This is a genomic window from Streptomyces sp. NPDC055966, from assembly GCF_042269865.1.
In the GTDB taxonomy this organism is placed as follows: Bacteria; Actinomycetota; Actinomycetes; order Streptomycetales; family Streptomycetaceae; genus Streptomyces.
Genome location: NZ_JBHJYK010000006.1, coordinates 272,267 through 294,243, shown reverse-complemented (window position 1 = coordinate 294,243; position 21,977 = coordinate 272,267). Strand labels below are relative to the sequence as shown.

The 21,977-nt window shown below is 71.3% G+C and carries 17 protein-coding genes and 1 pseudogene; 12 read left to right on the top strand and 6 right to left on the bottom strand.

Annotated features, from left to right (window positions below):
• The first annotated feature begins 9 nt into the window (after positions 1-9).
• Together ACFC8N_RS15725 and ACFC8N_RS15720 are read left to right on the top strand one after the other, a co-directional pair.
• On the top strand, positions 10-3,015 hold the full coding sequence (locus ACFC8N_RS15725; protein ID WP_376288430.1) for a DEAD/DEAH box helicase: 3,006 nt from the start codon (positions 10-12) through the stop codon (positions 3,013-3,015).
• Positions 3,012-4,226: a hypothetical protein gene (locus ACFC8N_RS15720; protein ID WP_376288429.1), complete on the top strand. Its 1,215-nt coding sequence runs from the start codon at positions 3,012-3,014 to the stop codon at positions 4,224-4,226. Before ACFC8N_RS15725 ends, ACFC8N_RS15720 begins: the two co-directional genes overlap by 4 nt.
• Before the next feature lie 479 nt (positions 4,227-4,705).
• Here ACFC8N_RS15720 and ACFC8N_RS15715 read toward each other — a convergent pair whose 3' ends face one another.
• Positions 4,706-5,134, bottom strand: coding sequence for a secondary thiamine-phosphate synthase enzyme YjbQ (locus tag ACFC8N_RS15715; protein ID WP_376288428.1), 429 nt, complete (start codon positions 5,132-5,134; stop codon positions 4,706-4,708).
• Positions 5,135-5,551: 417 nt separating this feature from the next.
• On the opposite strand from ACFC8N_RS15715, the gene ACFC8N_RS15710 reads away from it, so the two are divergent.
• From ACFC8N_RS15710 to ACFC8N_RS15700, 3 genes are all read left to right on the top strand, one after another.
• On the top strand, positions 5,552-6,454 hold the full coding sequence (locus ACFC8N_RS15710; protein ID WP_376288427.1) for an ABC transporter permease: 903 nt from the start codon (positions 5,552-5,554) through the stop codon (positions 6,452-6,454).
• On the top strand, positions 6,427-7,173 hold the full coding sequence (locus ACFC8N_RS15705) for an ABC transporter ATP-binding protein (RefSeq protein WP_376288426.1): 747 nt from the start codon (positions 6,427-6,429) through the stop codon (positions 7,171-7,173). Before ACFC8N_RS15710 ends, ACFC8N_RS15705 begins: the two co-directional genes overlap by 28 nt.
• Before the next feature lie 61 nt (positions 7,174-7,234).
• Complete coding sequence (locus ACFC8N_RS15700) at positions 7,235-8,242, top strand: ABC transporter substrate-binding protein (protein ID WP_356023383.1); 1,008 nt, start codon at positions 7,235-7,237, stop codon at positions 8,240-8,242.
• Positions 8,243-8,700: 458 nt separating this feature from the next.
• Here the strand turns inward: ACFC8N_RS15700 and ACFC8N_RS15695 are convergent.
• Positions 8,701-8,973: pseudogene (locus tag ACFC8N_RS15695) on the bottom strand (hypothetical protein); the annotation flags it as partial.
• A 90-nt stretch (positions 8,974-9,063) separates the two neighbouring features.
• Between ACFC8N_RS15695 and ACFC8N_RS15690 the strand changes: the two are divergent.
• Both ACFC8N_RS15690 and ACFC8N_RS15685 read left to right on the top strand, forming a co-directional pair.
• On the top strand, positions 9,064-9,204 hold the full coding sequence (locus tag ACFC8N_RS15690) for an RICIN domain-containing protein (RefSeq protein ID WP_376288425.1): 141 nt from the start codon (positions 9,064-9,066) through the stop codon (positions 9,202-9,204).
• A 266-nt stretch (positions 9,205-9,470) separates the two neighbouring features.
• Entirely contained in the window at positions 9,471-10,550 is a 1,080-nt protein-coding gene (locus tag ACFC8N_RS15685) for an NAD(P)-binding domain-containing protein (RefSeq protein WP_376288424.1), read from the top strand.
• 205 nt (positions 10,551-10,755) lie between these two features.
• Here ACFC8N_RS15685 and ACFC8N_RS15680 read toward each other — a convergent pair whose 3' ends face one another.
• The gene (locus tag ACFC8N_RS15680) at positions 10,756-12,564 is read right to left on the bottom strand and encodes an ABC transporter ATP-binding protein (RefSeq protein WP_376288423.1); all 1,809 of its coding nucleotides are present in this window, start codon (positions 12,562-12,564) and stop codon (positions 10,756-10,758) included.
• 114 nt (positions 12,565-12,678) lie between these two features.
• On the opposite strand from ACFC8N_RS15680, the gene ACFC8N_RS15675 reads away from it, so the two are divergent.
• Positions 12,679-13,128 (top strand): MarR family transcriptional regulator, encoded by a 450-nt coding sequence (locus tag ACFC8N_RS15675; RefSeq protein ID WP_356023373.1) that lies wholly within the window; start codon positions 12,679-12,681, stop codon positions 13,126-13,128.
• Positions 13,129-13,354: 226 nt separating this feature from the next.
• Here the strand turns inward: ACFC8N_RS15675 and ACFC8N_RS15670 are convergent, their stop codons facing one another.
• A complete protein-coding gene (locus ACFC8N_RS15670) occupies positions 13,355-14,965 on the bottom strand; it encodes a peptide-N4-asparagine amidase (protein ID WP_376288422.1) in 1,611 nt (536 codons plus the stop codon).
• 52 nt (positions 14,966-15,017) lie between these two features.
• Positions 15,018-15,761 carry a L,D-transpeptidase family protein gene (locus tag ACFC8N_RS15665; RefSeq protein WP_376288421.1) on the bottom strand — a complete coding sequence of 248 codons (744 nt, stop codon included), beginning with the start codon at positions 15,759-15,761 and terminating at the stop codon, positions 15,018-15,020.
• A 306-nt stretch (positions 15,762-16,067) separates the two neighbouring features.
• Here ACFC8N_RS15665 and ACFC8N_RS15660 point away from each other — a divergent pair, with 306 nt between their 5' ends.
• The 4 genes from ACFC8N_RS15660 (at position 16,068) to ACFC8N_RS15645 (ending at position 20,959) form a co-directional block, all read left to right on the top strand.
• Positions 16,068-17,873 carry an ABC transporter ATP-binding protein gene (locus tag ACFC8N_RS15660; protein WP_356023365.1) on the top strand — a complete coding sequence of 602 codons (1,806 nt, stop codon included), beginning with the start codon at positions 16,068-16,070 and terminating at the stop codon, positions 17,871-17,873.
• Positions 17,870-19,651, top strand: coding sequence for an ABC transporter ATP-binding protein (locus ACFC8N_RS15655; protein ID WP_376288420.1), 1,782 nt, complete (start codon positions 17,870-17,872; stop codon positions 19,649-19,651). The genes ACFC8N_RS15660 and ACFC8N_RS15655 overlap by 4 nt, the downstream gene beginning before the upstream one ends.
• A 531-nt stretch (positions 19,652-20,182) precedes the next feature.
• Entirely contained in the window at positions 20,183-20,653 is a 471-nt protein-coding gene (locus tag ACFC8N_RS15650; protein ID WP_356023362.1) for a DUF5709 domain-containing protein, read from the top strand.
• Positions 20,654-20,695: 42 nt separating this feature from the next.
• A complete protein-coding gene (locus ACFC8N_RS15645) occupies positions 20,696-20,959 on the top strand; it encodes a type B 50S ribosomal protein L31 (RefSeq protein ID WP_356023360.1) in 264 nt (87 codons plus the stop codon).
• Positions 20,960-21,048: 89 nt separating this feature from the next.
• Here the strand turns inward: ACFC8N_RS15645 and ACFC8N_RS15640 are convergent, their stop codons facing one another.
• Positions 21,049-21,843: a metal-dependent hydrolase gene (locus ACFC8N_RS15640; RefSeq protein WP_356023358.1), complete on the bottom strand. Its 795-nt coding sequence runs from the start codon at positions 21,841-21,843 to the stop codon at positions 21,049-21,051.
• Between the last annotated feature and the right edge of the window lie 134 nt (positions 21,844-21,977).

Genomic DNA, 21,977 nt, shown 5'->3' with positions numbered 1-21,977 from the left:
GGAGCGCCGATGTCCGTCACCACCGTCGCGCTGCGCGCTCCGCTGGTGCTCGTCCCGGGGCACGGTCTGGACGAACAGCTCCGTGCCAAGGCCGAATCCAGCGCTGGGTTGCCGCCCGCCGTCTCGCAGATCGTCCACGATCTGAACCAGCTCGAACACGGCGCCGCGGTCAGCGTCAGCCCGGGCACGGGCAGGTACAAACCGTCCCTGCTGGTTCACACGCGCACGTACCGGCTGCGTCTTGAGGTGACGAACCGCGGTACCGGCTACTTCGTCAAGCACATCGACCCGCTGCGCCTCGCCGACCACGCGCGCCTTGCCCGATCCTGTCTCCTGGTACGCCCCCCTGCCTGGCGGATGGTGTTCGAGCTGCCGGCGGTGCCCGAGGGCTCGGACGCCCAGTGGCACGACCTCGAAGAGGCCTGGCGCAGGCTTGGCCGAGCACGGTCGGAGCAGCAGGAGAGCTCCTCCGTCAGCGAAGCCCACGCGAAGTTCCTCGACACGGTGGACCGGTTGATCGACATGACCGAGGAGATCACCACCCGGGAGGAGCGCACGGCCGCCCCGTTCCCGTATCAACGCCTGACGGCTACCGGCGGCAGGCGGAGCAGCGCTCCGCAGTCAGTGTATGAATTCCAGCTCCTCAACACGGAATTGCCGCCGACCGGCGCATTCGTCCGCATCCAGGGTGATACGGAGACCCGCGGCAGAGTGAGCCGTGCCGCGGGACGTTCCGTCACCGTCCGCTTCGACCAGCCCGTGTCGTGGGAGAGGCTCCCGGCTCGCGGAGCACTGGAACTCATACCGAGCAACGTGGTCTTCAACAAACAGCGGCAGGCCGTGGCGAGCCTTCGCACGGGGGACACAAGGAATCCGGGTCTGCTCCCGGCCGTGGTCGAACACCATGTACGCGCCATCCCGGCCACCACCGCACGGCCGCACGAGGAGCTCGACCCCGAACAGCTCGACGCCTTCCGCAAGGCGCTGACCACCGAGGACCTGCTGGTGGTGCTCGGCCCGCCCGGTACCGGCAAGACCCGGACCATCACCGAGATCGCCCACACCACCGCGATCACGGCCGCCACCGGCGGCGGCCGGGTCCTCGTCACCTCCCACACCAATCGCGCGGTGGACAACGTGCTGGCCCGACTGCCACCGGATCTCGTCGTCATCCGCGTCGGAGACGAGAGCAAAGTCCACGCCGATGTGAAACCGCTGCTCCTGGAGGAGCAGTCGGAGAACCTCGCCGAGGGCATCCGACACACCATGGCCCTGCGCACCCAGGCCTACCGGGAGGCGGAGGCCGCCGCGCCGTGGACGGCGGAACTCGCCGACCGGCTCCACCGGGTCGACGGCCTGGCCCAGCAGGTGAGCGCCGCGACCGTGCGTCTGCAAGGCGCGATCCAGGCGGCCGCGGCACCGGCCCGGGAGCGGCTGGCAGCACTCCGGCACGAGGAGGACGAACGGGAGTCGGCCTTGCGAGCGCTCAGTGAGCGCGCGTCCCGGCTCCGGACGAAGGCGCAGTCCGAACAACAGCGTGCCGACGCCTGGTTGACCGGTCGGCTGCACCGCTCCAGGGGCCGCCGCGCGGAAGAAGAGCTCACCGCGGTGCGGCACGAGATCCAGAGGTTCGAGGCCCTGGGCCCTGAACTGCGCCGACAGGCTGAAGCGGCGAGCGCCGAGGTGGACCGTGTGGTCCGCGAGTCGCCTGCCGTCAGCTCGGGACTGGCCGCCCGCCAGGCGGTGGAGCATCGACTCGGCGAGAGCCTTCACTCCGCCTACGAGGCCGCCGACGTGGCCGTCCGGGCGCTCGGCACGGTCATGCCTGGCGTGTCCGCTCCCACTCCGCTCCTGGATCCGGCCGAGGCGGCAGCCGCGCTGCACGCCCTGCACCGGCAATTGGAGGCGTGGCTGCCGCTCGTCTCCCAACGCCAGGAACTCAGCCGGCAGTGGCAGGCCGCCGTCGGCCAGGACCCTGGCCAGCTGGTGCCCGAACTCGTCCGCTACGCCCAGGTGGTCGGCGCCACCTGTATCGGAGCCGCGTCCCGCCCTGAACTGTCCGGAGTCGACTTCGACTTGGGCATCGTCGACGAGGCGGGCCAGATCGGCGTCGCGGACGCACTGGTGCCGCTGACTCGGGTCCGCCGGGGCGTCCTGGTCGGTGACGACCGGCAACTGCCGCCCTTCCACGACCGCGAGGTGGACGACTGGGCCCAGGGCGTCGGCGACCCCGGGCTGGTCCGGCTGATCTCGCAGAGCGCCTTGGAGCAGCTGCGTGCCGGACTGCCCGCCTCCCACGTCGTCCAGCTGACCCGGCAGCGCCGGATGCCCGCTGAGATCGCCGACTTCATCTCGGCCGCTTTCTACCGGGGAGAACTGCTCACCGAGAAGGAACACCGGCACACCGACCCCTTGTTCGCGAGCCCGATGGCCTTCGTCGACACTGCCTCGCTGCCCGCCGGCGTACGTCGCGAGTCGGGCGGGCATCGCGCCGAGGGCCGCGGCCGCAAGGGCGCCTCCAACGACTGCGAAGCACGTCTCCTGGCCCGCCTCGCCGCCTTCTACCACCGGCGGGGTTCCGAGTGGGTGGTGATCGTCCCCTACCTCGCGCAGCGCCTGGAGGTGGTCCGCCACCTCACCGCCCTGATCGGAGATTCCCAGCTCGCGGATGCCTCGGTCGGCAGCGTCGACTCCTACCAGGGCGGGGAGAGCGAGGTCGTGCTGTACGGCTTCACACGAAGCAACCCCGATGGCCGTGTCGGCTTCCTCAAGGAACTGCGCCGCGCCAACGTCGCCTTCACCCGTGCCAAGAGCCAACTGGTGCTGACGGGTGACCTGAGCACTTTGCTGTGCGCGGACGACCCCGGCTTCCGCGCGCTCATCGACGACCTGCACCGGCATCTGCTCGACCGCGGCGACCTGCGGGACTACCAGGACGTCATGGCAGCGCTCGACAAAGCCGCCCCCGGCCTGGACGAAGCCGCCGGCCTGGCCCCGAAGGGGGGCCGAGCGTGACGACGGCCGCCCGCCTCATGCCCTTCCCCGAAGAGCGGGTCCTGGAGGACGCCGCCTTCGGCCAGGGCATCGTGCCCACCCGGCTCTACGCCCTGCTCCTGCCCGTCTGGCAGGTGGAGATCCGCGCCGACATCACCGAGGGCGAGGACTTCTTCCTCATCGACCGCTTCCTGGAGCGCGGGCTGCGCCATGGCGCCCTGCACACGGTCGACGAACTCGCCGCGTTCTTCGCCCTGGACGGCGCCCTGGTCGCGCAGGCTGTGCGCTTCCTCACCGCGATCGGCCACCTGCGGGAGTCCGGGGGCCGTTTGTCCCTGACAGCACTGGGACAGCGCTCCGTGGACGACGACATCCGCTACGTGGTCACGCGCCAGGACCGCCGCAAGCTGTACTTCGAGGCCCTGAGCTGCGCCCCGCTGACCCGAACGCACTACGACCAAGAGGTCGTGACCCTGCTGTCCCCCGACGAACTGGCCGCCGTGACACGGGGCGACCGCTATCCGCGCTTCAGCCCGATCCACGTGGCCTCCGGCTTCGACCGCACAGCCCTGGAACGCCTCAAAGACCGCAAGGACCGGGCCCGGTTCAACCTGCCCGTCGCCCTGGACGCGGTGGAGAGCCTGGACGAGCGACTCGTCTTCCTGCCGGTCTATCTGGTGCGCGGCCGGGAAGGACTCCTGGTCTACGGCCAGGCCGGGGCAGGGGCCGAACACGACCCGGAGCTGAGCGCGCTCTGCGCCCGTACTCCAGAGCTGATCAGCGCTCTCGACAACGAGGAGCAGGGCGAGGAGTCGGACGAGCGTGTCCTGCGGGCAGCCCGGAACTGGCTCCGTGAGCAGCACCTCGACTCAGTCGCACCGGAACAGGACGCCGACGGCACCTGGTCGGTGTCGCTGCCCGCCACCGCCTTCGGCGAAGACGGAATCCCCGTGTCCCGCATCGGCACCTACCGCATGGCGGGCAACCGCTTCTTCCGCGTGTGGTGCCCGGCCGAAACACCACGGAAGCACGCTCTGCTGGACCGTCTGGACAAACGCCTCGGCTCCCGCCGCCAGGCCACGCGGGGAGAGGCAGAGGATCTCGTCGCCCGCCTGGCCCGCCAGCTACGCCTGGCGGTCCCCGACCTGTCCCAGCTCCGCGCCGGCGCCGGGAGAACCGGCCTCAAGGGCCTGGAGGCCCAACTGGCCGGACTGGAGGATGAACACGTGTGATCGGCGCCGGAGGGTCCTTCGCGGCGCCGTCCGCCTGGTGCTCAGCCTGCGGCCTTCCGCACTGAGCGACGCCGTCTCCACCCGACGGCTCCTGAGCACGCCAACTGCCCCAAGGTGCTGGGCCTCGTCACCCACTCGAAGGTGGCGATCGGGCGCAGGGGAGGTGCGCTACGTTCTCTGTCCCAACGGGCCGGCAGACCGGAGGAGTTGCGCAAGGCAGAGTTCACACTCGGCCTCGCCCTCGGCGTGGCCGCCCAGCCTCCCTCATGGCCGGTGCCGCCCAGTGGCCGCGTGGCAGTCCGGCCCAGCAGCTGTCAGCGGCAGACCTGCCGGCCGGTTTCAGCTCACGACCCTGCACCGCACCGCTGCCGCAGGGCATGCCCACCCCGCGCGCAGCCGCCCGCGCCGCCCGCCGTCTCGTGCGACGCATCACGGGACCCCTCGGGCGCCTGCTCACGGAGGCAGGACACGGAATGAGGTCAAGCCCCCGCAAGATACGTGAGACGCACCTTTCGTTGAGGATTATCCTGATTTGTATCGACCAGACATACCGACTGCCAGGTGCCCAGTTCCAGACGGCCGGCGATGACGGGGAGGGTCGCGTGCGGCGGGACGAGGGCCGGCAGGACGTGGTCGCGGCCGTGGCCGGGGCTGCCGTGGCGGTGCTGCCAGCGGTCGTCGGCGGGGAGCAGGGTGTGCAGGGCGGCGAGGAGGTCGTCGTCGCTGCCGGCGCCGGTCTCGATGACCGCGATCCCGGCGGTCGCGTGCGGGGTGAAGACATTGAGCAGCCCGTCGCGGCCCGCCGCCGCCTCCCGCAGGAAGTCGTCGCAGTCGGAGGTGAGGTCGACGACGCGCTCCCGCGAGCCGGTGGTGACGTGCAGCGTTCGGGTGGCGAGGGCATCTGGCATGCTCCCATCCTGACCCATCCGCCGGGCTCCCCTCTCGGCGGCGCGACCGGCTGCCGATATCCATGGTCCACAGGGCGAGACACCGTTGACCGTGGACCGCCCATCTGGCTACGTTCAGCCGCATGTTGCGTTCAGCCCTGCTCACCACGCGCGGTCACATCGACCTGCTGTGGGTGGCCTCCGCCGCGTGTCGCCGCGGCTGCTGACGCCCTTTTCCGCTTCACCCTTCCGCTCTCCGGCGCACTCCGCCGTCGATTCCGCAGACCCGTGTCCCCCTGGTCCGGCTGCTCGCGTACAACAATGACCGGCTGCTGAGACGGGCCTGGGACACGGCCCCCTTCCTTCCCCGTCTCTCCGCCCGCCCGCCCTCCCCCTTCCTCTCCTCCACCTCGCTCGCCCTCTCCCCGAGGAGCCTCCATGAGCATCAGCCATGCACCGCCCAACTCGCCTGAACCCGATATTTCCGGTATATCCAAGTCTGGGTCGGCCGAGGCGGCGGGGGCGGACGCCACCGGCCTCGACCTCCAACCCGTCGTCCCCGCCTCCTCCCGCTCCCTGCGCCTCCCCCGCTGGCTGCGCCGCACCACAGGTCCGATCCTGCTGCTCGCCCTGTGGCAACTGCTCAGCGCCACTGGCGTCCTGACGCCCGACGTGCTCGCCTCGCCGGGCCGGATCGCGCGGGTCGGCTGGGACCTGATCAGCGACGGATCGCTGCCGTCGGCCATGGGAACCTCGCTACGGCGCGTCGCCCTCGGCCTGCTCTTCGGCACCGTGACCGGCACCGGACTCGCCCTGGTCTCCGGGCTGTTCCGGATCGGCGAGGACGTGGTGGACGCGCCGGTGCAGATGCTGCGGACGGTGCCGTTCGTCGGTCTCATCCCGCTGTTCATCATCTGGTTCGGCATCGGCGAGGCCCCGAAGATCGCCATCATCACGCTCGGCGTGACCTTCCCGCTCTACCTCAACGTGTACGCCGGCATCCGCGGCGTCGACGCCCAACTCATCGAGGCGGGCGAGTCGTTGGGACTCTCCCGCCGGGGGCTGGTACGGCACGTCGTACTTCCGGGTGCACTGCCCGGCGCGCTAACCGGGCTGCGGTACTCCCTCGGCATCGCCTGGCTCGCGCTGGTCTTCGCCGAGCAGGTCAACGCCGACTCCGGCATCGGCTTCCTGATGGTGCAGGCACGGGATTTCCTGCAGACCGACGTGATCGTGGTCTGCCTGATCGTCTACGCCTTCCTCGGCCTGCTGGCCGACTTCATCGTCCGTTCTCTCGAAAGGGTGTTGCTGCAATGGCGACCGACGTTCACCGGCCGGTGACCCCTCGGACGACCCGGGCCGTGCACGTCGAGGGGCTCACCCGCTCCTTCGACGGCCGTACGGTCATCGACGATCTGCGTCTCGACATCGCGCCCGGCGAGTTCGTCGCCCTGCTCGGCCGCAGTGGCTGTGGCAAGTCGACACTGCTGCGCATCCTCGCCGGGCTCGACCGCGACATCCGGGGCACCGCACTGGTCCCGCGCCGCAGAGCGGTCGCCTTCCAGGCGCCTCGGCTGATGCCCTGGAAGAAGGTCTGGCGCAACGTCCTGCTCGGTCTGCCCGGCAAGCCCGAACGCGCCGTCGCCGAGCAGGCGTTGGCCGAGGTCGGGCTCGGCCACCGGGTCGACGCCTGGCCGAGGACGCTGTCCGGCGGCGAGGCCCAGCGCGCCGCCCTCGCCCGCGCCCTGGTCCGCGAGCCCGATCTGCTGCTGCTCGACGAGCCGTTCGGCGCGCTGGACGCGCTCACCCGGATCAGGGCCCAGCGCCTGGTCGGGGAGTTGTGGCAGCGCCGCGGCTGCGCCGTGCTGCTGGTCACGCACGACGTCGAGGAGGCCGTACTGCTCGCCGACCGCGTCCTGGTGATGGACGACGGCCGCATCGCCCACGAGCAGCACATCGACCTCGACCGGCCGCGCGAGATCACCGACCCTCGGTTCGCCGCACTCCGCGCCGGGCTGCTGGAACGGCTCGGCGTCAACACCGCCGCCGAAGCCGCCTGATCCCTCGATGCGCACCCGCGTCCCACCGCACTCGACACCCCCGCACACGAACGGAACCGCCATGCGACGACGACTCGTCCCCGCCGCAGCTCTCCTCCCCCTCGTACTCCTGCTCACCGCCTGCGGCGGGAACTCGTCCGCGAGCACCGACACCGACGGCACGGGCTCGGTCACCCTCGACGTCGGTGACCAGAAAGGCGGTTCTGAGGCCATCCTGCGCGCCGCGGGAGAGCTGAAGAACCTGCACTACAAGATCAAGTGGTCCACCTTCACCTCCGGCCCGCCCCTGCTGGAGGCCGTCAACGCGCAGGCCGTCGACATCGGCGGCGTCGGCAACACCCCGCCCGTCTTCGCGGCCGGTGCCGGTTCGAAGATCTCCGTGGTGGCCGCCTGGCACGGCACGTCCAAGGGCGACACGATCCTCGTTCCCAGCGACTCCAAGCTGACCGGTCCGAAGCAGCTCAAGGGCAGGTCCGTCGCCGTGGCGCAGGGCTCGTCCGCGCACTACCAGCTGATCGCCTCGCTCAGAGCGGCGGGGCTCAGCCTGTCCGACGTCAAGGTCAAGTACCTCCAACCGGCCGACGCACTCGCCGCGTTCACCTCCGGCAAGGTCGACGCATGGGCGGTCTGGGACCCGTACACCTCCCAGATCCTGCGGGCCAGGCAGGGGCGGGTGCTGACCACGGGCGATGGCGTCACCAACGGGCTCACCTTCCAGGTGGCCGCGCCCTCCGCGCTGAAGGACCCGAAGAAGGCCGCCGCCGTCAAGGACTACCTGACCCGGCTGCGGCGAGCGACGGCCTGGGTCCACGACCATCAGCAGGATTGGGCCAGGGTGTGGGCCAAGGACACGGGGCTGCCGTACGAGGTGGCGCTGGACTCGGTGAAGCGGACCAACTCCACACGTGTCGCCGTCGCCGTCGACCAACCTCTCGTCGCCTCCGAGCAGCAGATCGCCGACGCCTTCACCGAGTTGAAGCTGATTCCGAAGAAGGTGGACTTCGGCGACTTCGTGGACACCCGCTTCAACACCGGCCTGCCCCCGTCGACGACACCGGCCGAGAACTGACCCCGCCCGGGGAGCGAGAAGGGCACGGGGATCAGCACGGTGTCTCCACCGGAGCAGTCCGGCCGGTAGGCGGTGCCGGGCAGGTGGCGCCGCCACTCGGCGGGGTGATCATGCGACGGGTCACAGCGCAGGCCCGGGCGGTGACCGCGGGCACGGTGGTCTCCCAGATCTGTGCGGTGTGGTCGGCGCCACCGCCGATCACCCGGGTGCCGTCGGCGCTGAAGGCGACGGACTGGCTTGCGCCGGGGTCTCCGGTGTCTCCGGTGTCTCCGGTGAGTGTGGCCAGCTGGACGGGGTGCCGGAGGCGAGAGTGCGTCCGTCCGGGCTGAAGCCGCCGAGAAGACGGCCTGTCCGTGTCCGCGCAGGGCAGGACCGTACGGGACCGGGCGGCGGCAGTCCCTGATGTCCCACACCCGGACCGTGCTGTCCGAGCTGCCGCTGGCGTAGGGCAGGGCCTGGACCAGGTCGGGGTGGCGGGTGCAGTGGGCGTAGAAGTCGGCGCGGACGGCGATGACGACGCGGCAGCGGCTGTCGGGGGCCTGTGCGGAGCGGACGAGAGCGGCGATGAAGGCGGTGCGCTCGGCCGGATCGGTCGAGACCGACCGAGCGCGCGGTGTCCTCGCCGGATTCCCATGATCCACCGGAGGCGGTCGAGGCCGACGGTGGACGGGGTTCCGCGGCGGCAAGGCGGGTGGCCGTCTCGTGCCGCGTTCGCGCCCACTGCTCCTCATGCCACGGGCAGGGTGGGCAGTTGACGACCGGCCGCGGCGGCGGAGAGCTTCGCGATCGAGTAGTGGGCCCGCTGGGCGAGCACCCGGTAGGTGGGGTTCGCCGCCTACCGCATCCTCAGCCACTACGACCCCAACCTGTGCCTCGGCATCCCCGGCGCGAGCGAGGCCGACGGTGCCGCGGTGATCCAGTGGCCTTGCGGCACCTGCCCAGACCACTCCTGGTACTTCTGACCAGCGAAGCCCCTGCCTGCCGGGCGTACGACAGAACCTCCGGTACGGCGCCCGGTGTACTCCACCGACCTACACCGACGCCACATTCCCCCCGGACCTGCGCAGCGGACGGTTCCAGATGTCGACCTGGCCTGGGGACTCGGCGAGCCCTGGGGCCGACGCGACGGTGCCTGGGGCAGCGAGGACGACACACACGTCGCCCAGCTCCACGGCGGCCAGGGCTCAGGCCCGGGAAGATCCCCGCCCCCTCCCCAGTTAGTAGAATCGTGAACGAATCGCGCGAGGTCGAGGTTGTCGTCATCGGAGCCGGTCAGGCCGGACTGTCCAGCGCCTATCACCTGCGGCGCACCGGCTTCGAGCCGGACCGTGACTTCGTGGTGCTCGACCACTCCCCCGCGCCGGGCGGCGCCTGGCAGTTCCGGTGGCCCTCACTGACGTACGGCAAGGTGCACGGAATGCACGCCCTGCCCGGCATGGAGCTGACGGACGCCGATCCCGCGCGGCCGTCGGCGGAGGTCATCGGCGCGTACTTCGACCGCTACGAGCGCGCCTTCGGCCTGCGGGTGCGGCGGCCCGTCGACGTACGGGCCGTCAGGGAGGGCGACGGCGGCCGGCTGTCCGTGGAGACCTCGGCGGGCACCTGGTCCACGCGAGCGCTGATCAACGCGACCGGCACGTGGGACCGGCCGTTCTGGCCTCGCTATCCCGGCCAGGAGACCTTCCGGGGACGGCAGTTGCACACCGCCCAGTACGCCGGTCCCGAGGAGTTCGCCGGGAAGCGGGTCGTGGTCGTGGGTGGCGGCGCCTCGGGCACCCAGCATCTGCTGGAGCTGGCCCCCTACGCGGCCGCGACCACCTGGGTCACCCGTCGGCCCCCGGTGTTCCGCGAGGGGCCGTTCGACCAGGAGGCGGGCCGGGAGGCGGTCGCGCGGGTGGAGGAGCGGGTGCGTCAGGGGCTGCCGCCGCGCAGTGTGGTCTCCGTCACCGGGCTGCCCCTCAACGACGCCGTCCGGCAGGGTCTCGCGGACGGGGTTCTGGACCGGCAGCCGATGTTCGACCGGATCACCCCGGACGGGGTGGAGTGGAGCGACGGCCGCCGCGTCGCCGCCGACGTCATTCTGTGGGCCACCGGGTTCCGGGCCGCGCTGGACCACCTCACCCCGCTGCGCCTGCGCGAGCCGGGCGGCGGGATCCGGGTCGAGGGCACCCGGTCCGTCGCCGATCCCCGTGTCCACCTCGTCGGCTACGGCCCTTCGGCCAGCACCATCGGCGCCAACCGGGCGGGGCGCTCCGCCGTACGGGACATCAGGCAGTTGCTGTCCGAGGAGCAGCCGGTCGCCGTGTGAGACGGCGGCGGACAAGCGGCGCAGCCCATCTGCAACGGCATTCCGCGGTCCGGCCGGTCGAGGACGACCCGGGCGACCTTGCCCCTGCCCGCCCTCGTCGTGGCCTCGGCCTGGACGAGGCCGGCGACGGTGGCGGTGGCGGTGGCGGTGGCGGTGGCAGCCTGGTAGCGGAAGCCGAGAACCGTGTCGGACCTCCCTCCCGGGTTCAGCCGGCCGGCTCCAGCTGTGCGTCCCGGCGCACCAGGGCGGCGTACCGCCCGTCCCGCTCCAGCAGTTCTTCGTGCGTGCCGCGTTCGGCGACGCGGCCGGAGTCCAGCACCACGATCTGGTCGGCATCTCGGATCGTGGAAAGGCGATGGGCGATGGTGATCGTGGTCCGGTCGGCGGACAGGGCGTCGATGGCCTCCTGGACGGCGGCCTCCGTACGGGTGTCGAGCGCGCTGGTCGCCTCGTCGAGAATGAGGACCGGCGGATCGCGCAGGATGGTGCGGGCGATCGCGAGGCGCTGCTTCTCACCGCCGGAGAAGCGGTGGCCGCGTTCGCCGACGACGGTGTCGTAGCCGTCGGGCAGCGCGGCTATGTGGTCGTGTATCTGCGCCGCCTCGGCGGCCGCGTGAAGTTCCTCGTCGGTGGCGTCCGGCTTGGCGAAGCGGAGGTTGTCGGCGACGGTGGCGTGGAAGAGGTACGTCTCCTGCGAGACGACGCCGACCGCGCGGGCGAGAGTGTCGAAGTCGAGGTCACGGACGTCGACGCCGTCCAGCGTGACGCGACCGCCGGTGACGTCGTAGAGCCGGGGCACCAGATAGCCGAGCGTGGACTTGCCGGCGCCGGTGGGGCCGACCACGGCGAGGCCGGTGCCCGCGGGCACGGTGATGTCGATGCCGTCGAGGACCGGGCGGACCTTGTCGTCGTTGTCGTAGCGGAACTCGACGTTCTCCAGCCGGACTTCGCCCTTGATCTGGTCGAGGTGGACGGGCCGCTCGCGCTCGGTGATGTCGATCGGCAGGTCGAGATACTCGAAGATGCGCTGGAAGAGCGCGAGGGAGGTCTGGATCTGGACGCCGGTCGCGAGCAGGCTCACGGCCGGGCGGAACAGGCCCTGCTGGAGTGAGACGAAGGCGACGATGGTGCCGAGCGAGACCTTCGGGCCGCCGAACTGGAGGGCCAGACCGGCGGTCCAGTAGATGACGGCCGGCATCGCGGCCATGACGATCGTGATCACGGCCATGCGCCAGCGCCCGGCCATGTTCGACCGCACCTCAAGGTCGACCAGGCGCTCGGACTCCTCGGCGAAGGACGCGGTCAGCGAGTCCGACCGGCCCATGGTGCGGCCGAGCAGGATGCCGCTCACCGAGAGCGACTCGGTGACCGTGGCGGCCATGGCGGCCATCTGCTTCTGGCGCTGCGTGGTGATCTTCTTGCGTTCGTTGCCCACGCGGCGGCTGATCCACACGAACACCGGGAGCAGGAGCAGCGAGACGATCGTGAGCCGCCAGTCGAGCGCGATCATCGCGACGATCGTGGCGACCACGCTGGTGGCGTTGGAGACCAGGGAGGTGGCCGTGGAGGTGACAGTGGCCTGCATGCCACCGATGTCGTTGGCTATGCGGGACTGCACCTCGCCGGTGCGGGTGCGGGTGAAGAAGGCAAGCGACATGCGCTGGAGCCGGCCGTAGACGGCCGTGCGCAGGTCGTGCATGACGCGCTGGCCGACGGTGGTCGAGATCAGCGTCTGGAGCACGCCGAAGACGCTGGAGAGGACCGCGCTCAGGATCATGCCGAGCGCGAGCAGGCTCAGCAGGCCGGTCCGACCCTGCGGAATGGCGACGTCGAGGGTCGCCTTCAACAGGAACGGCGTGGCCACCGAGACCAGCGAGGCGGCACCTACCAGCAGGCCGACGACGGCGAGCCGCCCGCGGTAGGGACGGAAGAGCTTCAGGATGCGCCGCACCTGCCGGGGCTGTTCCTTGGCGTCGGCAGGTGGGGTCCAGGACGTTTCACGGTCGGGATGCATGGGCTCCTACGGAGACGGACGGGGGCCGGTCAGGAACCGGCCGACGATGACTGACTGATCGTAGCTCATTGTTACCTATACTCACAATGAATGTCGTCCTGATATTGTTCCCGCATGAGCACCCCCGATTCCGACGGCCTGCTCGCCGAGCAACTGCTGCGGCTCACCCGACGGGTGCACCGCATCCAGAAGCGCCATCTGGAGCGGCGCGATCTGGGCGTCACCCCGGCCCAGTCCCGGCTGCTGCGCACCCTCGCGCACTACCCCTCGCCACCGCGTATGGCCGACCTGGCCGAGCGCCTGGAGGTGGTGCCGCGCGCGGTGACGACGCTGGTCGACGGGCTGGAGGCGAGCGGGAAGGTACGACGGGCGGCGGATCCGGCGAACCGGCGCGTCACGCGGATCGAGCTGACCGATGAGGGGCGCGCGACCCTGCGCGAACTGCGCGGCGCACGCCGGTCGGCGGCCGAGGAAATACTGGCCCCGCTGACCGAGAAGGAGCGCGCGGTGCTCGGCGTACTGCTGGACACGCTGATCGACGGGGAGTCGGCCAAGAGCTGCTGACGGCCGAGCCCGCCCCGTCGGCAGGCCACCGCCCACGGACGGCACGGGCTGTGGCACGGGCACTTCCCGGGGAACGCCGGACTCACGGAAGCCGAACGGGACTTCCGTGATACAGAAGGCAGCTTCCGATGCCGATCATCCCGATGGCGTCGTGGATCCCTTCCGCGACGCCCGTGTCACAGCCGCGTACATCACCCCGTGCGTGACGCATCCCGCACGGCCGTGCTCAGCACCGCTTGCGATCCTCCGTCAGCATTCCCTGCGCCGTGGCCAGTGAACGGTCGTAGCAGCCGTCGGAGCCGTAACGGCGGTAGCGCTCGCCGGAGGTGCCGACCGCGTGCCGCTGCTCGCGCGGGACGTTGAGCGTGTACGCCGCGTCGCCGCTGTAGGTGTCGTCGAGCCGCGACCACGCGACGCGCCGGCCGTCCTGCAGCCGCCTCACCGACGCATGGTCGCCGAGCGTCAACACCGTGCGCAGCCGGTTGTCCGTCCCGACGGTCGTCGTGCCGTTCAAGGTGTACGTGCGCTGCGTGTGCGTCACCCGGGCTGGGCTGTGTCCGCCGGTGGTGACCGTCTCGTCGTCGGTCCAGGTCGCGTCCAGCCCGTCCGTGTTCTCACCCTCGGTCCAGCGGTGCACGGAGGTGTTGGCGAGGGTACGGCTGACGGTCGTCGTCACACGGCCGTGCGAGGTGTCGAGGTATCCGGAGACGGTGAGCCGGTGTCCGGCCCGGGTGTTCACCCGGTTCTCCGAACCCGGCGTGTAGCTGGAGGAGTTGACGAGGTTCGTCGCCGTGTCCGCGGTGAGTGCGCCGGTGACCCGGGCACGGTGCGCGTCCTGCCAGACCAGTACGTTCACCGGCGTGCTCCAGCCCGACTGTCCCGCAGGCACGCCGACGACCGAGACCTCGACCTGGTGCGGACGGCCGTCGTTCAGCAGGCCCGCGAAGGGCGTGAGGTCGTACTGGACGGGTCGCACGTCGAAGGCGCCCGGCGCCGGGATGACGTACCAGAGGAAGGGATCGGACCAGCCCCCCGTCCAGACGTTCGGGAACGGTGCGGCGATTCCGGCGAGTTGGCCGTCGACCTTGACCTCCACCTCGCGATACGGACCGTGATCGGCCTTGCAGGAGTACGAGGCCGGGTCGGCCACGGTCAGATACCAGAACTCCTCGCAGCCGCCACCCGAACCGGTCGCGTACACCTCGGCGACGATGCGCTCACTGTTGCGCGGCGTGGTGAGCGTCGTGCCGTGCGGCGTGTCCGTCAGGGTGAGGACCCGGTCGGGGGTGCGCTCGGCGGCGCGGCCCGCGTAGAAGGTCAGCGTGACGTGCACGTCGATGACGCCGGTGTACGTGCCGTCCACCACGTTGCCGATCAGCATCTCGACGTCCTGCGGGCTGCGAAAGGTGTCGCTGTATCGGGTGACGTCCTTCTCGACGTGCCACGCGATGCCGTCGGGCGAGGGCTCCGGAGTGGAGGTGCGCAGGATCTCGACCCCGCCGACGTGCAGATAGCCGAGCCGGTCGTACTGACGGCCCTTCACCTTGCCGTCGAGGCGCAGGACGACCTTGTTCCAGTGGTCGCCACAGCCCTGAGGCGGGGTGTACGCGCCGCGATAGGGCGTGAAGTCGCGGAACTGGGCGTCGGCCAGCGTGACCTGGCATGACGCGGTGTGCGGCCGGTCGACGGGCGGCGCGGCGGTGACCGGATCGTGCCAGTCGGTGCCGAACTCGGTCGGCACGTCGGCCGCTTGGGCGGTGACGGCTCCGGTGCCGAAGAGCGCGCTTGTCAGGAGGGTCACTCCGGCAAGCATGGACATGACTATCCGTCTTCTCATGGCCCGTGTTCTACGGGCAGTCGCCCCCGCCCCGCAATGACGCCTCGTCGCCTCAGGCGCGCAGTTCCCTCTCGTCCCCCATCACCATCATCGGATGCTGGGCCGGGTCGAGCGTGCGCAGCAGGAACTTCATCGCCCCCTTGGGCAGACTGACACAACCGGACGTGCCGTCGCCGTGATCGAGGTGCAGCCAGATACCGCCACCCCTGTCGTCACCGAGGGGGCGGGTGGGGTCGTGCGGGACGGTACCCGGCAGGCGGTTGTAGTCGATCGCGATGACATAGTCGAAAACATGGTCGTACGCCACGGCATTGACCGTCGGCGCGTAGGCCACGTAGTCCTGGTCGTACGGCAGCCTGCTGCCGGGGTCGTCGAGCACGCCACCCGCATCGGTGAGGCCGAACACGCCGACAGGGCTGCGGTCGTCGCCCGAATAATGCTCCAGGGTCCAGCCCTTCCGGCCATTGTGGGCGGCCCAACGGGCCACCCGCCGCCACTCCGGACCCTCCTTCATGTAGAGCACCGCCGTGGCGTCGGGTGAATCCTCGCCCTCGCCGTACACCGCCAGGACCTGGCCGGTGTCGGCGGGGATCCGGCGCTGGAGGCGCTCGCCGACGGCCGGGATGCGGGTCGGATCGGTCGCGGGCAGCGCCGCCACGCCCGGGGCGCGAAGACCCTGCGCACCGCCGGTGTCGACCGGGCCCGACGATCCGTCACTGCCGCACCCGGAAAGGGTCGCCAGGACAGCCCCGATCGTCACCGCGGCCGCCACGAGCCGCACGCTGTAGATCCTCACATGACCATGGTGGCACCACATAACGATCGATCATGTGACTAATCCTCCCATTTCACCGGGTTGGCTGACAGCACAGCAGCAGTGACCTGCACAGAATCGGATCACCCGGCCGCCGACCACGACCGGACTCCCGACGTGGATGCCAGCCTCGCCCGTGACCTCATGGATCCGTGGCCGGAAGCCGGTTGATTCGGCCGGTCCGCCGGGAAAACCGTTTGAAATTCACCACTCTGCGACGCGAACCTTTCACGGCTTGTTGGCACACCCCTCCGTCTCCCCCTCCCTGACACGAGCCACTGGGACGTCATGCAGATTCAAGACCTTCCGTATTCCGATCCGGGGGTCCCGGACACGCGTTCCGGCCCCCGATTCCTGTGGTGGCTCTGGCGCAACCAGCTGGGCGGACAGCTGAAGGCACTCGCCTGGGGCCTGCTCCACTTCGTCTCCGTCTCGGCCCTGCCCTTCTGTGTCGGCCTGGCCGTGCAGGCCGTCGTCGACCGCTCCGGCACCCGGCTCGCCCTGACGGGCGCTCTGATGCTGCTGTGCGGCACGGGCATCGCCCTCGGCGACACCTTCCTGCACCGAGCCGCGGTCACCAACTGGATCACGGCCGCCGCCCGGGTCCAGCAACTGCTCGCCCGCAAGGCCTCCCAGCTCGGCTCCGCCCTGACCCGACGGGTCGCCGCCGGCGAAGTGGTGGCCGTGTCCACCGGCGACGTCGAGAAGATCGGCTGGTTCGTCGAGGCGATCTCCCGGTTCACCGCCGCGGCGCTCACGGTCGTCGTGGTCGGTGTCGGCCTCCTCGTCTATCAGCCCGCCCTGGGTGTGGTCGTCGCGATCGGACTGCCGATCGTCGCGGTCTCGGTGCTGCCGCTGCTGCCCCGGGCCACACGCCGCGCCGATGTACAGCGCGAGAAGGCGGGCCGGGCCACCGAGCTGGCCTCGGACACGGTCGCCGGACTGCGCGTGCTGCGCGGCATCGGCGGCGAGGAACTGTTCCTCGACCGCTACCGCCGGGCCTCGCAGGAGGTACGGCACGCCGCCGTGCACAGCGCCCGGATGTGGTCGCTGATCTCCGCCATCCAGGTGCTGCTGCCCGGACTGCTGCTCATCGCGGTCGTCTGGCACGGCATCCACCTGGCCCGCCAGGGCCGAATCACCGTCGGCGAACTCGTCACCGTCTACAGCGCGGTCATGGTCCTCAACTACCCGCTGCGGCACTTCGAGGAAATCGCCATGGCGTACTCCTTCTCCCGCCCGTCGGCCAAACGGGCGGCCCGGGTGCTGGCACTGGAGCGGTCCACGGCCACCGACGGCACCCGCGCGGCCGAGGTGCCGACCGGGGATCTGTACGACCCCGACACCAAGCTGCTCGCTCCCGCCGGCCGGCTCACCGCCGTCGTGTGCGGCGACCCCGACGCGGCCGGACGTCTGGCGGAACGGCTGGGCGGCCACCCCGCCGAACCGGGCCGCTCGGTGCTGCTCGGCGGGATCGCCCTGGACGAACTCCCTCTGGACAGCGCCCGGACCGCCGTCCTCGTCCAGGACAAGGACCCGGTGCTGCTCTCAGGCACCCTGCGCGAACTGCTCGACGTGCCCGCCTCCGCGGCGGTGCCGGCCGAAGACGCCCTGGCCGCTGCGCAGTGCGCCGACGTGCTGGACGCGCTCGTCCAGGGATCGGTGGACGCCGCCGACCCGATGGACGCCCGCATCACCGAGCGTGGCCGCTCCCTCTCCGGCGGCCAGCGCCAACGGCTCGCGCTGGCCCGGTCGTTGGTCACCGATCCCGAGGTGCTGGTGCTGGACGAGCCGACCTCCGCGGTCGACTCGCACACCGAGGCCCGGATCGCGGACGGGCTGCACCGGCTGCGCTCGGGCCGGACGACCGTGGTCTTCACCTCCTCGCCGCTGCTGCTCGACCGCGCCGACCGGGTCGCCCTGGTCCATGAGGGCGAGGTCGTGGCGGTCGGCGTGCACCGCGACCTGGTCGACAGCGAGCCGCGGTACCGCGCCGTGGTGACGCGGCAGACGGAAGAGGAACTGGCCGCGACCGACGAGGACGTCCTGCTGGACACCCTCCAGGAGCTGGAAGAGATCGAGGAGAGCGCATGATCGGCGTTGCGCCGCCGGCGTACGACCCGGCGGCCCCGACGACCGCCACCACCCTGCCCGTCGGCGCGGGCGCGACGGTGCGCGCCTACGTCACCGAGCTGTTCCGGCGGCACCGGCGGGCCTTCCTGCTGCTCATCGCAGTCAACACGGTCGCCGTGATCGCCTCCATGGTGGGGCCGTACCTGCTCGGCGGCCTGGTCGAGCGGGTGTCCGACCGCTCCCGGGATCTCCAACTGGGCCTGACCATCGGACTGTTCGTACTCGCGCTGGCCGTCCAGGCCGTGTTCGTACGCCAGGTACGGCTGCGAGGTGCGGTACTCGGCGAGCGAATGCTGGCGGACCTGCGCGAGGACTTCCTCGTCCGCTCCGTCGGGCTGCCGCCGGGCGTGCTGGAACGGGCGGGCACCGGCGACCTGCTCTCCCGTATCACGACCGACATCGACCGGCTGGCCAACGCGATGCGCGAGGCCGTGCCGCAGCTGGCGATCGGTGTCGTGTGGGCACTGCTGCTGCTCGGCGGGCTCGTCGTGACGGCTCCGCCGCTGGCCGCCGCCGTGCTGCTCGCCGTCCCGGTGCTGCTGGCCGGATGCCGCTGGTACTTCAAGCGGGCGCCCTCCGGCTACCGCTCCGAGGCGGCCGGGTACGCCGCCGTCGCCGCCGCGCTCGCCGAGACCGTGGACGCGGGCCACACCATCGAGGCGCACCGCCTGGGCGCCCGCCGTGTCACCCTGTCGGAGCGGAGGATCAAGGAGTGGACGGCCTGGGAGCGCTACACGCTGTGGCTGCGGTCCGTACTGTTCCCGGTCATCAACGCCGTCCATGTCATCGTCCTCGGCTCGGTCCTGATGGTCGGCGGGGTCTTCGTGCTGCACGGCTGGCTCGACGTGGGCCGGCTGACCACCGGCGCCCTGATCGCCCAGATGCTGGTCGACCCGGTGAACCTGATCCTGCGCTGGTACGACGAGGTGCAGGTCGCCCAGGTGTCGCTGGCCCGGCTGGTCGGTGTGCGCGACATCGAACCGGATGCCGGGGACGCCTCGCTGGATCCCGAGGGGCGGGACGTGTCCGCCGACCGGGTGCACTTCGGCTACCGCAAGGGTGTCGACGTGCTGCGCGAGGTCTCGCTGGAGGTCGCGCCGGGCACCCGGCTGGCCCTGGTCGGCCCGTCGGGAGCCGGCAAGTCCACGCTGGGCAGGCTGCTGGCCGGGATCTACGCACCCCGGGACGGCACGATCACGCTGGGCGGCGCCGAGCTGTCCCGCATGCCGGCCGAACGCGTCCGCTCCCACGTCGCCCTCGTCAACCAGGAGCACCACGTATTCGTCGGCTCCCTGCGCGACAATCTCCTGCTGGCCCGCACCAGTGCCACCGACGCCGAGCTGTGGGCGGCACTGGGAGCGGTCGACGCGGACGACTGGGCGCGAGCCCTGGACGACGGCCTGGACACCGAGGTCGGCTCGGGCGGCCTGGCGCTCACTCCGGCGCAGGCCCAGCAGATCGCGCTGGCCCGGCTGGTGCTGGCCGATCCGCACACGCTGGTCCTGGACGAGGCGACCTCGCTGCTCGACCCGCGTGCCGCCCGCCATCTGGAGCGTTCCCTGGCCCGCGTCCTGGACGGGCGCACGGTGGTCGCCATCGCCCACCGCCTGCACACCGCCCACGACGCCGACGTGATCGCCGTCGTGGAGAACGGCCGCATCAGCGAGCTGGGCAGCCACGACGAGCTGGTCACCGCCGACGGCGCGTACGCGGCCCTGTGGCGCTCCTGGCACGGATGAGGACCCGCCGGAGCGGCCGGCGATCGGTACCGGAGTGAGGCATCCGCTGCCGATACCGGTCGCGCCGCCGGTCGCACCGGTCCTGGTGCTCACGATGCCTCGGCTGCCCCGGCAGGCCGGGACCGGGGTGGCTTCCGGGACCGCGGTGGCTTCGGTTCCCGGCCAGCGGGGCGGTCGGGCCATGGCCGGCCGCCTCGACGCGGACGCCGCCACAACCGGAGCCCGGACCGCCGGGGCTCCGGTGCACCGGCCCGCCAGGGGTCCTGCCCCAGCCGAAACACGAGGGGACCGGGACTCGGCGGCCCGCGTCGCGGTGGGCCCTGCCGGGTACCCGTATGCGCACACAGGCCTCCGCCGGGGGCCGTGCCGTTGCGCGGTCCCGAGCCGGGGTGGAAGGCTGGAGAGCGGCACCGGTTCGGGGAGCGTCGGCGAACCGTCTGGTTCGCGGCGTGTGGCACCCGTGCCGCACGTGTCGGCGGCCCGCCGCCCCGTGCGGTGGCATGCGGCCGTCCTCATCACCCGGAGGTACTCGTGGACAGCGCCGACAGCTGGGGGGACGACGTCTACCAGCCCGATCCCTCGGAGATCCGGGAGGACTCGGGGGTGCTCGACGTCGAGGACACACTTGACTTCGACGGCGTCGACGACCCGCTCGACCGTGGCTGGTCCCCTCCCGAGCGGCCGTGGGCGGTGGAACACACCGGTGTGACGGCCGCCGAGCGCCAGGCGGGCGAGACCCTGGACCAGCGGCTCGCCGAGGAGCAGCCCGACCTCTCCGCGCCCGACGGCGACGGCATCGGCGACTGCGACGGCACCGACGGGGAACTCCTGGACAACGAGGTCGGCGACCTCCGCTCCGGCCGACTGGTGGCCCCCGACGAGGGTGCCCACGAGGACGACGAGGCCGCCCTGCTCGCCACCGATGTCGGCATCGACGGTGCCGCCGCCTCCGCCGAAGAGGCAGCGATGCACATCGTCGACGAGGACTCCCTGTCCGGCTGACCCGCAGGCCCCCTGCCCGACCGCCCCGCACGAGGAGCCGCCATGCAGCAGGACAAGCACCCTGCCTACCGCCCCGTGGTCTTCCGCGACCGCGCCGCCGGATACGCGTTCCTGACCCGGTCGACGGCGCAGAGCGAACAGACCATCGAGTGGGACGACGGCGAGAGCTACCCGGTGGTCGACGTGGAGATCTCCTCGGAGAGCCACCCGTTCTACACGGGCAAGGCCCGCACGGTCGACGCCGAGGGCCGCATCGCCCGCTTCGAGCGCCGGTACGGCGGAGGGGAGTCCGGCGAGGCAGGCTGACCGGGAGCGGGGCCCCGGCCCCTCCGGGCCGGAGCGACGGAACCGACCGCAGAGCCTGCCCCGGGCCGATGCCCGGGCCGTGCCCGCCGTCAGATCACATTGAGTGCGGCGGCGCAGCCCACCCCGCCGAGCAGCATGAACACGGGCATGAGGACCTTCAGCTCCACCCAGCTGCCGGCCCGGAACCGTATCGCCTTCGGCGGTCCCACCGGGTACCAGCGCTTGCGGCCCACCGGAATGGGCCACAGGATCGGGCAGCCGGACACGGTCAGCGCGTCCCCGAGGTCGTGCACCAGCGCACCCAGCACGATCGGCAGCCCCAGCCACAGGTACTGCTGGTCCGGCGCCGTGAACAACCAGTCCGAGCCGTTGCCCGGCTTGTCCAGGATGCCCGCGAGGATCCACGCGCTGGTCCCCGCCAGCAGCCAGACGAGGATGTCGCTGCTGGAACCCCGGGCCGCCCGCCACAGCAAGCCTTCGATCGCCAGCACCATGTGCACGAACAGGATCGCCAGCACCGCCCAGCGGCCACCCGTGACAGCCGACGCCGAGGCGCCGGCTCCGAGCAGGACCGCCCACAGCCAGGTGTGCGTCAGCGTGCGGTGGCCGCCGTTGCGTCGCGGGTCGCCCTTCATGCGCGTCGCCTTGTAGACGGCCCAGGACAGCTTGTCGACGATCTCGCAGACCCAGTGGGAGATCGGCCCGAAGGAGCGCGAGATGGTCGCCGCCTTGTGGTCGAGGTCCGGGGCGAGCGCGGCGCCGGCGCAGATCAGCGCGCCGACGAGAAGGACGGGCCAGGGCATCGGGTGTCCGTACGCCGCGGCGGCCGCTCCGGCCCCGAGCCAGGCCGCGGCCCCCGACAGTGAGTGTGCTGGTCCCATCATGGCCGCTTCCCGCCCCATTCCTCGTGTATCGCTGTCCAGTTGAACCGGTGCGCTGACGATTCGTCGGCGACACAGCGTAGCTGCCGTGATCTTCGTCGTCGCAGCCGATTCCCCTCTCGGGGGCCAGGCCAGGC